This is a genomic window from Acidovorax sp. JHL-3, from assembly GCF_000526295.1.
Taxonomy (GTDB): Bacteria; Pseudomonadota; Gammaproteobacteria; order Burkholderiales; family Burkholderiaceae_C; genus Acidovorax; species Acidovorax defluvii.
On sequence record NZ_JAFU01000001.1, the window covers coordinates 286,433 to 296,388 of the forward strand.

General features: G+C 67.8%; 11 protein-coding genes. 10 read left to right on the forward strand and 1 reads right to left on the reverse strand.

Translation table 11 applies throughout. From position 1 onward, the window contains the following. Positions 1–13: 13 nt before the first annotated feature. The 5 genes from ttcA to K226_RS0101355 are packed head-to-tail and all read left to right on the forward strand — an operon-like array spanning position 14 to position 5,278. Positions 14–949, forward strand: a complete 936-nt coding sequence (gene ttcA / locus K226_RS0101335) for a tRNA 2-thiocytidine(32) synthetase TtcA (protein WP_369795460.1) — start codon at positions 14–16, stop codon at positions 947–949. A gap of 42 nt (positions 950–991) precedes the next feature. Further along, positions 992–1,579 carry a DUF4136 domain-containing protein gene (locus K226_RS0101340; protein ID WP_024813078.1) on the forward strand — a complete coding sequence of 196 codons (588 nt, stop codon included), beginning with the start codon at positions 992–994 and terminating at the stop codon, positions 1,577–1,579. A gap of 16 nt (positions 1,580–1,595) precedes the next feature. Further along, the gene (locus K226_RS0101345) at positions 1,596–2,234 is read left to right on the forward strand and encodes a histidine phosphatase family protein (protein ID WP_024813079.1); all 639 of its coding nucleotides are present in this window, start codon (positions 1,596–1,598) and stop codon (positions 2,232–2,234) included. Next, positions 2,218–3,396, forward strand: coding sequence for a DSD1 family PLP-dependent enzyme (locus K226_RS0101350; protein ID WP_024813080.1), 1,179 nt, complete (start codon positions 2,218–2,220; stop codon positions 3,394–3,396). Before K226_RS0101345 ends, K226_RS0101350 begins: the two co-directional genes overlap by 17 nt. Positions 3,397–3,433: 37 nt before the next feature. Beyond that, the gene (locus tag K226_RS0101355) at positions 3,434–5,278 is read left to right on the forward strand and encodes a lysoplasmalogenase family protein (protein WP_024813081.1); all 1,845 of its coding nucleotides are present in this window, start codon (positions 3,434–3,436) and stop codon (positions 5,276–5,278) included. A 10-nt stretch (positions 5,279–5,288) separates the two neighbouring features. Here K226_RS0101355 and cobA read toward each other — a convergent pair whose 3' ends face one another. Continuing rightward, positions 5,289–6,194, reverse strand: a complete 906-nt coding sequence (gene cobA / locus K226_RS0101360) for a uroporphyrinogen-III C-methyltransferase (RefSeq protein ID WP_024813082.1) — start codon at positions 6,192–6,194, stop codon at positions 5,289–5,291. A gap of 233 nt (positions 6,195–6,427) precedes the next feature. Here cobA and K226_RS18585 point away from each other — a divergent pair, with 233 nt between their 5' ends. From K226_RS18585 to K226_RS0101385, 5 genes are read left to right on the forward strand one after another with little or no spacing between them, the layout of a single operon-like run. After that, positions 6,428–6,739 (forward strand): cytochrome c, encoded by a 312-nt coding sequence (locus K226_RS18585; protein WP_051463499.1) that lies wholly within the window; start codon positions 6,428–6,430, stop codon positions 6,737–6,739. After that, positions 6,736–7,917, forward strand: a complete 1,182-nt coding sequence (locus K226_RS0101370) for a cytochrome D1 domain-containing protein (protein WP_024813084.1) — start codon at positions 6,736–6,738, stop codon at positions 7,915–7,917. The genes K226_RS18585 and K226_RS0101370 overlap by 4 nt, the downstream gene beginning before the upstream one ends. After that, a complete protein-coding gene (locus K226_RS0101375; RefSeq protein WP_024813085.1) occupies positions 7,918–8,934 on the forward strand; it encodes an Lrp/AsnC family transcriptional regulator in 1,017 nt (338 codons plus the stop codon). It abuts the gene before it with no gap. Next, on the forward strand, positions 8,918–9,394 hold the full coding sequence (locus tag K226_RS0101380) for an Lrp/AsnC family transcriptional regulator (protein WP_024813086.1): 477 nt from the start codon (positions 8,918–8,920) through the stop codon (positions 9,392–9,394). The genes K226_RS0101375 and K226_RS0101380 overlap by 17 nt, the downstream gene beginning before the upstream one ends. Further along, entirely contained in the window at positions 9,384–9,956 is a 573-nt protein-coding gene (locus K226_RS0101385) for an AsnC family transcriptional regulator (protein WP_024813087.1), read from the forward strand. Before K226_RS0101380 ends, K226_RS0101385 begins: the two co-directional genes overlap by 11 nt.

A 9,956-nucleotide genomic window follows, 5' to 3' on the forward strand; every position in this document is an offset into this window, starting at 1 on the left:
CGCAATGAATGCAATGGATACCAGCGCCTGGACGGGCGAAGAAACTGCGGCGGCGGAGCGCGTGCCCTTTGATTTCAAGATCGAGCGCGAGGCGCACAAGCTCGAAAAGCGCCTGTGCCGCGAGGCCGGCAAGGCCATCGTGCAATACAACATGATCGAAGAGGGTGACAAGGTCATGGTTTGCATGTCGGGCGGCAAGGACAGCTATACGCTGCTCGACATCCTGCTCAAGCTCAAGGCCCGCGCGCCCATTCACTTTGAGCTGATCGCGGTCAACCTGGACCAGAAGCAGCCCGGGTTTCCCGAGCATGTGCTGCCCGACTACCTGCGCAGCGTGGGCGTGCCCTTCCATATCGAGAACGAGGACACCTACAGCATTGTCAAGCGCCTGATCCCCGAGGGCAAAACCACCTGCAGCCTGTGCAGCCGCCTGCGCCGGGGCATTCTGTACCGCGTGGCCGACGAGCTGGGCGCCACAAAAATAGCGCTGGGCCACCACCGCGACGACATTCTGGCCACGCTGCTGCTCAACATGTTCTTTGGCGGCAAGCTCAAGAGCATGCCCCCGAAGCTGGTGAGCGACGATGGCCGCCATGTGGTGATCCGCCCCCTGGCCTTTGTGGCCGAAAAAGACACCACGCAGTGGGCCAAGGTGCGCCAGTTCCCCATCATTCCCTGCAACCTGTGCGGCAGCCAGGAGAACCTGCAGCGCAAGCAGGTGGGCGAAATGCTGCGCGAGTGGCAGAAAAAATACCCCGGCCGCGTGGAAAACATGTTCAACGCCCTGCAGAACGTGGTGCCCAGCCACTTGCTCGATGGCGCGCTGTACGATTTCAAGGGCGCACGCGCCACAGGCGTGGCCGATGACAACGGCGACAAGGCGTTTGACGCCGAGGATTTCCCGGAGCCATCTGCCTTGCCTGGCGTTCAGGTGGTGCGCATCCAGTAAAGGCCGACGCACCGCAGCCGGCGTTTTTTTCGAGGAGCTGCCATGAAATGGATCACTTTGCCCCTGCTGTGCGCAGCACTGTGGCTGACCGGTTGCGCCAGCACCCGCCTGGTGGACAGCGACGTGCAATCGTTCTCCCAGCTCGCCGGCGCGCCCGCGCGGGCCACTTACAGCTTCGAGCGCTTGCCGTCGCAGCAAGCCCAGGGCGCCCAGCAGTCTGCAGTGGAAGAACAGGCCCGGCTGGCGCTGGCCAAGGTGGGCCTGCGCCAGGACAGCGCGGCGCCGTTTTATCGCGTGCAGGCCCATGCCCGCATCGACCTCCAGGCTTATCCGGACTACTGGGATGGCCCCGGGTGGGGCTGGGGCGGCTGGGGTGGCCTGGGCGTTGGCCGCGGCTTTTATGGCGGCCTGTCGATGCGCTTTCCGCCCCCCACGTTGTACCGGCGCGAAGTCGGCCTGATCTTGCGCGAGGCGGCCACCGGCAACGTGGTGTACGAAACCCGCGCCGTGCACGAGGGTGTGTGGACCGACAACCCGGCCGTGTTTGCCGCCATGTTCGACGCGGCCCTGAACGGCTTTCCCACCCCGCCCACCGGGCCGCGCCGCATCGTCCTCGAAATACCGCGCTGAGGCGCGCCCAGTCCCCATGCATGCCACCCGCATCATTGCCATACGCCATGGCGAAACCGCCTGGAACGTGGACACCCGCATCCAGGGGCATCTCGACATCCCGCTCAACGACACCGGCCTGTGGCAGGCGCGGCAGCTGGCGCGGGCCCTCGCCGACGAGCCCGTGGCCGCCATCTACACCAGCGATCTGCAGCGCGCCCGGGCCACGGCCCAGGCCGTGGCGGACACCACGGGTGCACCCCTCACGCCCGAGCCCGATCTGCGTGAACGCAGTTTTGGCCACTTTCAGGGCCGCACCTTTGCGCAGATCGAGGCCGAGCTGCCCGAAGACGCCCTGCGCTGGCGCAAGCGCGACCCGCACTACGCGCCCGAGGGCGGCGAATCGCTGACCTCTCTGCGCACCCGCATCGACAGCACCGTGCACCGCCTGGCAGCGCGCCACCCCGGCGAGCTGGTGGTGCTGGTGGCGCATGGCGGCGTGCTCGACGTGATTTACCGCCTGGCCACCGGCCAGGAGATCCAGGCGCCGCGCACCTGGCAGCTGGCCAACGCCGCCATCAACCGCCTGCTCTGGACGCCGCAGGGCCTCAGCCTGGTCGGCTGGGCCGACACCCAGCACCTGGACAACGCCGCCCGCGATGAAACCACGACCTGACCTTCCGCAGGCGCTGGCGGCCAGCGTCGGCCTGCGCGTGGACCGCATCGACACGCCTGCACTGGTGGTGGACCTGGACGCCATGGAGCGCAACATCGCGCGCATGGCCGACTTTGCCCGCAAGCACCAGGTGCTGTGGCGCCCGCACGCCAAGCTGCACAAAAGCGCCGAAATCGCCCTGCAGCTGCAGCGCGCCGGGGCCGTCGGAGCCTGCGTGCAGAAGACCGCCGAAGCCGAGGCGCTGGCCGAGGGCGGCGTGCTCGACATCACCATCACCAACCAGGTCATCGCCCACCCCAAGCTGCTGCGCGTGGCGCGGTTGGCCGCACACCTGCAAACCCAGGGAGGGCGCCTGGCGCTGGCCGTGGACAGTGCCGAGGGCATTCAACGGCTGTCCGAGGCCATGGCCCAGGCAGCGCCGCAGGCACGCATCGACGTGCTGGTCGAAATCGACGTCGGCCAGGGCCGCTGCGGCGTGCCGCCGGGTGCGCCGGCGCTAGCGCTGGCCCAGGCGGTGGCGCGGCTCACCCAGCTACGGTTTGCCGGCCTGCACGCCTACCACGGCCGCGCCCAGCACCTGCGCAGCGCGGCCGAGCGGCGCGAGGCCATTGCAGCCGCCGTGCAGGCGGCGCGCCACACGCGCGACCTCATCACCGCCGCCGGGCTGCCGGTGCCACTGGTCACCGGCTCAGGCACGGGCACGCTGGTGCACGAGGCGGCCAGCGGCGTGTATGGCGAGTTGCAGGCGGGTTCGTTCCTGTTCATGGACACCGACTACGCCCGCAACGAGCGCGAGCCCGCGCAGCCTGTTTTCGAGCAGGCGCTGTTTGTCAAAACACAGGTCATCTCGGCCTGCGGCAGCCATGCCGTGTGCGATGCGGGCCACAAAAGCCACGCCATCGACTCAGGCCTGCCCACCGTGGCCCTGCTGCCGCCCGAGCGCGCGCTGCGCTACGCCAACGGGGGCGACGAGCATGGCCTGATTTATGCCGACGGCCCCAAGGCCCGCCTGCCCGCGCTGGGCCGCATGCTGTGGCTGATGCCTGGGCACTGCGACCCCACCGTGAATCTGCACGATTATTTGATCGGTGTGCGCGGTGGGCTGACCGCAGGCGTGGTGGAACGCATCATCAGGGTTGATGCCAGAGGCGCTTTGACCTGATTGGGGCAAGAATCAGCGGACATTTTGTTGTCCTGCCATGAGCCCCAGCCAAATCATCGTTCTTGCCACCCCGGTCTTTTTTGTGCTGATCGCCGTGGAGCTGGCCATTGGCCACAGGCGCCAGCGCAACACCTACCGCCTGGCCGATGCCATGAGCAGCATCGGCCTGGGCATGCTGAGCCAGACCAGCGCGGTGTTCACGCGGCTGCTGCGCATTGGCATTTACATCGCCCTGTTCGAGCATGTGGCGCTGTGGCGCAACGATGCGTTCTGGACCAGCCTGCCGGGCTGGCTGCTGGCGCTGGTGTTCTACGATTTTTGCTACTACTGGCTGCACCGCATGGGCCATGAGTCGGCCGTGCTGTGGGCCGCGCACGCCGTGCACCACCAGAGCCAGGACTACAACCTCAGCACCGCGCTGCGCCAGACCAGCTCGGGCGCTCTTCTGGGCTGGGTGTTCTACGTGCCCATGGCGCTGGCCGGCGTGCCACCGCTGGTGTTTGGCGTGGTGGCGCTGATCGACCTGCTCTACCAGTTTTGGGTGCACACCGAGCACATTCCCAGGTTTCAGGGACGCCTTTCGTGGTTTGACCGCTGGTTCTGCAGCCCCAGCAACCACCGCGTGCACCATGCTGTGAACGATGCCTATCTGGACAAAAACTACGGCGGCATTCTGGTTGTGTGGGACCGCGTCTTCGGCACTTTCAAGGACGAGGATGACAAGGAAAAATGCGTGTACGGCACGCGCGGCCTCCTCAACAGCTGGGACCCGCTGTGGGCCAATGCCCAGGTGTATGCCGGGCTGGCGCACGACAGCTGGCACACCCGGCGCTGGGGCGACAAGCTGCGCGTGTGGCTCAAGCCCCCGGGGTGGCGGCCCGCCGACGTGGCGCAGCGCTTTCCCAAGCCGGCCTTCGACATCGCCCGGATGCCGCGCTACAACCCCGCCATGACGCCCGCCACCCGCTGGTTCGCCAGCGTGCAGTTTGTGCTGCTGCTGGCGGGTGTTTCGGTGTTCTTGTGGCACGCCGACAGTGCCCCGCTGGCACACAACACCGCATGGTTTGCCGCCCTGCTGGCCACGCAATGGGCCCTGGGTGCCGTGGTGCAGGGCCGCATCAGCATGCTGCTGGCACTGATGATCGAAGCGGGTGCACTGGCCACCGCCACCAGTGCCGTGGGCTGGACCGAGTGGCACCTGGTGTTCAAGCCCCTGACCATGGTGATTGCTATAATATTAATAGCTGTTAGCGCTTTACCTGTAAGCGCTAGAGGTCAATTTAATACAAAATCCTGGGCTACCATGGTGCTGGCGCTGGTGTTATCGCTGGCGGGTGATGTGTTTTTGATGCTGCACGGGCTCTTCATTCCCGGCCTGGTGAGTTTTCTGGGTGCGCACCTGGCCTACATCGCCCTGTTTCGCCAGGGTGTGCCGTGGTTTGCCCGCCGCGGTGCGCTGGTGGCCACACTCGCCGTGGGCACTGCCATGTACGCTTTTTTGTGGGCAGGCGGCCTGCCCGCCGCCTTGCGCGGACCGGTGGCGGCCTATGTGCTGGTGATTGCCCTCATGGCGGCGCAGGCCCTGGGGCGCGCACGGGTGCTGGGCACCAGCGCTGCGCGCATGGTGGCAGTGGGCGCGTGCTTTTTCATGGTGAGCGACTCGCTGCTGGCCACCAGCCGTTTCGTGCAGCCCTTGCCCATGGCGCAGTTCTGGGTGCTCTCCACCTACTACGCCGCGCAGGTGCTGATTGTCTGGGGCTGGTTGCGGGAGCCGGTGTCCGCACCGGCAGATGCCGCCCCGCGGGTGGATGCGCCCGAGGGTATGCAGGCGACCCACGCGCTCCTCGACCATCGCCGGGCCGTGCCCAACCGCCCGGTCTGAGTCCGTCGCGTCAGGCGGTGCAGGCCAGCGCCTGGGGCGGTGCGGTATCGGCAAGCGCCGGAAACCCGGTGAGCACGCCGGTGGGCGATCCGATGCGCGCCTGCAACGTCACCGTGTCACCAATCATGATCAGTGCGGGCGGATGCACGCCGTGGGCCACGCTCAGGGCCGGCAGGGTTTGCAGCGTGCCCACAATGCTGCGCTGCCCGGGCAGCGTGGCGCGCTCGATCATGGCCGCTGGCGTGCTGGCCGGCAGGCCGTGGGCGATGAGCTGGGTGCAAATGGTGGGCAGGGTGCCGACTCCCATGTAGATCACCACCGTCTGGCGGGGCCGCGCCAACGCCGCCCAGTCGAGCGCGACGGTGCGCTCGCCCTCTTCGCCCTGCAGATGGCCGGTGGCAAACACCAGCATGGCGGCATGGTCACGGTGTGTGAGGGGAATGCCCGCAGACGCGGCCGCGCCCTGGGCCGCACTGATGCCCGGCACGGTGTCGCAGGCAATGCCGGCAGCGGCCAGCGCCTCGGCCTCTTCGCCGCCGCGCCCAAAAATGTACGGGTCGCCTCCCTTCAGGCGCACCAGTGACCGGCCACTTTGCGCCAGCCGCACCATGAGTTCGATGATGCCTTCCTGTGGCAAGGTGTGGTTGCGGCTTTGCTTGCCGACATAAATCCTTTCGGCGCCGGCCGCGACATGCTGAAGCACGTCATCGGACACAAGGTGGTCATACAGCACCAGACCAGCGCTGGACAGCGCACGGGCTGCCTTGAGCGTGAGCAGGTCGGCATCGCCCGGACCCGCGCCCACCAAAGTGACACGGCCCCATTCAGAAGGCGCGAGCCGGGGAAGAACCCCGCCAGAAGAGGCGGCGGCTGTGTTGCCGAGGGGGGGCTGCGAGGAGGGGTTGGCGGTGTCCATCGGGGATGGCCCATTGAAACTGGGCACGGTTGGTAAACAATGGCCCCATTGTCAAAATGACCGGGGTCATCGTCCTTGATGTGAATCAAGGACGATGGCTGCAAATCCAGCGATATTTCGCCATGCCTTGCAAGAACGCGCACCAGACGCCACGCACCTCCAACGCCGACCATCATCCCACGGTCGGCGGGGTGTTTCGAGGTTGGCACCGTGCCTTTGGCTGGTTGGCGCTGATGGTCTGCGCCGCCGGGCTTCATGCCCAACCGGCCCCACCCACCGCACAACGCCAGCAAGAGCTGGTGCGCATGGTGCGCCAGGACTGCGGCTCGTGCCACGGCCTGCGCTTGACCGGTGGCCTAGGGCCCGCGCTCACCCGCGAGGCACTGGCCGACAAACCGATTGGTTCCCTGGCAGCCACCATCTACGGCGGTCGCCCCGGCACCCCCATGGCGCCCTGGAAAGCCATGGTGAACGAAGCCGAGGCCCTGTGGATTGCCCAGCAACTGATGGCCGGATTCCCCGAGCCGCAAAAGGATTCCCGATGAAACGCCGCGACTGCCTCGCCCTGATGGGCGCCTCCTCCCTGTTGCTGGCCGGATGCGCCGGTGTACCTGCCGCCACCGGCACGGGCGATCTCGGCGTCGTCGTGGCGCGGTCCACGGGCACGCTGGCGATCGTCAACACCAGCCAGCGCACACTGCTGGCCGAGGTCAAGGGCCTGGGCGACCTCTCGCACGCATCGGTGGTGTTCTCGCGCGACGGCCGCTACGCCTTTGTGTTTGGGCGCGACGGCGCGCTCACCAAGGTCGATCTGCTCACGCACCGCATCGCTGGCCGCGTGATGCAGGCGGGCAACTCGATTGGCGGCGCCATCAGCGCCGACGGCCGCCTGGTGGTGGCACAAAACTACACGCCCGGCGGCATCAAGGCCTTCGACACCACCACGCTGGAGCTGGTGGCCGACATCCCGGCCGAATACGAGAACGGCAAGCTCTCGCGCGTAGTCGGGCTGGTGGACCTGCCTGGACGGCGCTTCGCCTACAGCCTGTTCGACGCCAACGCCATCTGGATCACCGACCTGTCCAACCCCGCACGCCCCGTTACCACCAAGCTGCCCAATATTGGCAAGCAGCCCTATGACGCGCTGGTCACGCCCAATGGCCGCCACTACATCGCGGGCCTGTTCGGCGAGGACGGGCTGGCCATGGTGGACCTGTGGGAAGACAAGCCCACCGTGCGCCGCATCCTGGGCGGCTACGGCCGTGGCCAGGAGCCCCTGCCGGTCTACAAGATGCCGCACCTGCGCGGCTGGGCCGTGGCCGGGCGCCGCGCCTACCTGCCCGCCATCGGCCGCCACGAGGTGCTGGTGGTGGACACCGACACCTGGCAAGAGGTCGGCCGCATCCCGGTGGCTGGACAGCCCGTGTTCGTGATGGCCCGTCCCGACGGCCGCCAGGTGTGGGTGAACTTCTCGGTGCCTGACTACCACCGCGTGCAGGTCATCGACACCACCACGCAGAAGATCGTGCACACGCTGGAGCCCGGCAAGGCCGTGCTGCATATGGAGTTCACGCCGCGCGGCGAGTCGGTCTGGATCAGCTCGCGCGACGCCCACCGCGTCAGCGTGATCGACACGCAGACCTTTGCCACCCAGGCCACGATGACGGTCGATTCGCCCAGCGGCATCTTCTTCACGTCCCGCGCAGCGCGGGTGGGGTTCTAGATGGCCCCCGACGCCGACCTTCGCCTGGCGCTGCTCAACCCCTGGCAGCGCGGCTTTCCGCTGGTGCGCGAGCCCTTTGCGCACGTCGCGGGCACGCTGGGCCTGTCGACCGACGAGGTTCTGGCGGGCTACGCCCGGCTGCAGCGCGAAGGCGCGCTGAGCCGCATCGGCGGGGTTTTTGCGGGCAACGCCGGCGGTGCGGCGCTGCTGGCCGCCATGGCGGTGCCCCCCGAGCGGCTGGACGCCGTGGCCGCCGTGGTATCCAGCCACCCCGGCGTCAACCACAACTACCAGCGCGAGCACCACTACAACCTCTGGTTCGTGATGACCGGGCAGGACGATGCCGCAGTGCGCGCCGCCATGCGTTCGCTCGAAGACGCCACGGGATTGACCGCGTTGCAGCTGCGCATGCAGCGCGCCTACCGCATCGACCTGGGCTTTGATCTGCGCGAACGCACGGCCCCCGCACCCATGGCGGCCGCGCCCGAGGCCATGCCGGTGGCCGAGGCAGACCGGCCACTCGCCGCCCTCCTCGAAGACGGCCTGCCCCTGGTGCCCCGCCCCTTCGACGCCTGGGCACAGGCGCTGGGCCGCACCGGCGAATCGGTTTTGCAGACGCTGCAGCAGTGGCTGGACCAGGGCACGGTGCGGCGCATCGGCGCCATCGTGCGCCACCACGAGCTGGGCTTTGACGCCAACGCCATGACCGTTTTCAACATCCCGGATGCCGAGGTAGACGCCTGCGGCGAGGCCCTCGCCCGCGTGACCGGCGTGACGCTGGCCTATCGGCGCGAGCGCACCGGGGGCTGGCCCTACAACCTGTATTGCATGGTGCATGGCCGCGACCGCGCCGCTGTGCGCGAGGTGATCGCGCGCGTCATGGATGATTGCGATCTGGCACAGTACCCGCACGAGGTGCTGTTCTCGTGCCGGCGCTTCAAGCAGACCGGCCCGCGGCGCTTTCGCGCCCTGCCCGAAACCACGATGCCGGAGGAGCTCGATGCTGTCGCCGGATGATGCCCGCCTGCTGGAGCGCCTGCACGGCGATCTGCCCCTGACCGAGCGGCCGTTTGCCGACGTGGCCGCCGAATTCGGGTGGACCGAGGAATACGTCATTGGGCGGCTCTCGGCCCTGCTGGAGAGCGGCATGCTCACCCGCTTTGGCCCGCTATTCCAGATCGAGCGCGCGGGCGGCCTGTTCGTGCTGGCCGCCATGGCCGTGCCCGAGGAGCGCTACGAGGCCGTCACGGCGCAAGTCAACGCCCACCCTGAAATCGCGCACAACTACCGGCGCGCCCATGCGCTGAACATGTGGTTCGTGCTCGGCACCGAAACCCCGGCGCAGTGCGCGGCGGCCATCACACGCATCGAGGCCGAAACGGGCCTGCCCGTGCTGGCATTTCCGAAGGAGCGCGAGTTTTTCGTCGAACTCAAGCTTCCCCTGCACCAAGCCACCGGAGCAGCCCATGGCGCTTGACGATTTCGACCGCGCCCTGATGGCCGCCACCCAGGGTGGCCTGCCGCTGGTGCCGCGCCCCTACGACGCCGTGGGGCAACAGCTTGGCGTCTCCGGCCAGCAGGTGCGCGAGCGTATGGCACAGATGCTCGAAACGGGCCTCATCCGCCGCATTGGCGCCGTGCCCAATCACTACCGCCTGGGCTTCACGGCCAACGGCATGAGTGTGTGGGACGTGGACGACGCCCTGGTGGACCAGCTCGGCGAGCGCATCGGCCAGCTGCCTGGCGTGAGCCACTGCTACCGCCGCCCGCGCCACCTGCCGAAGGCATCGCCGGGCCGCTCCCAAGATGCCGAGTCCCCCTCGGGGGGAGACGGTGCGCAATGCACACCGACAGGGGGCATCTGCTGGCCCTACAACCTGTTCGCCATGCTGCACGGCCGCACGCGCGCCGAGGTCGAGCATCAGGCCGAGCAGGTGCGCGAACTGCTGGGCACCGCCTGCCGGGGCCACGACATCCTGTATTCGACCGCCATCCTCAAGAAGACCGGCCTGCGTCTTCGGCAAAGCCAAGAAAGCTAA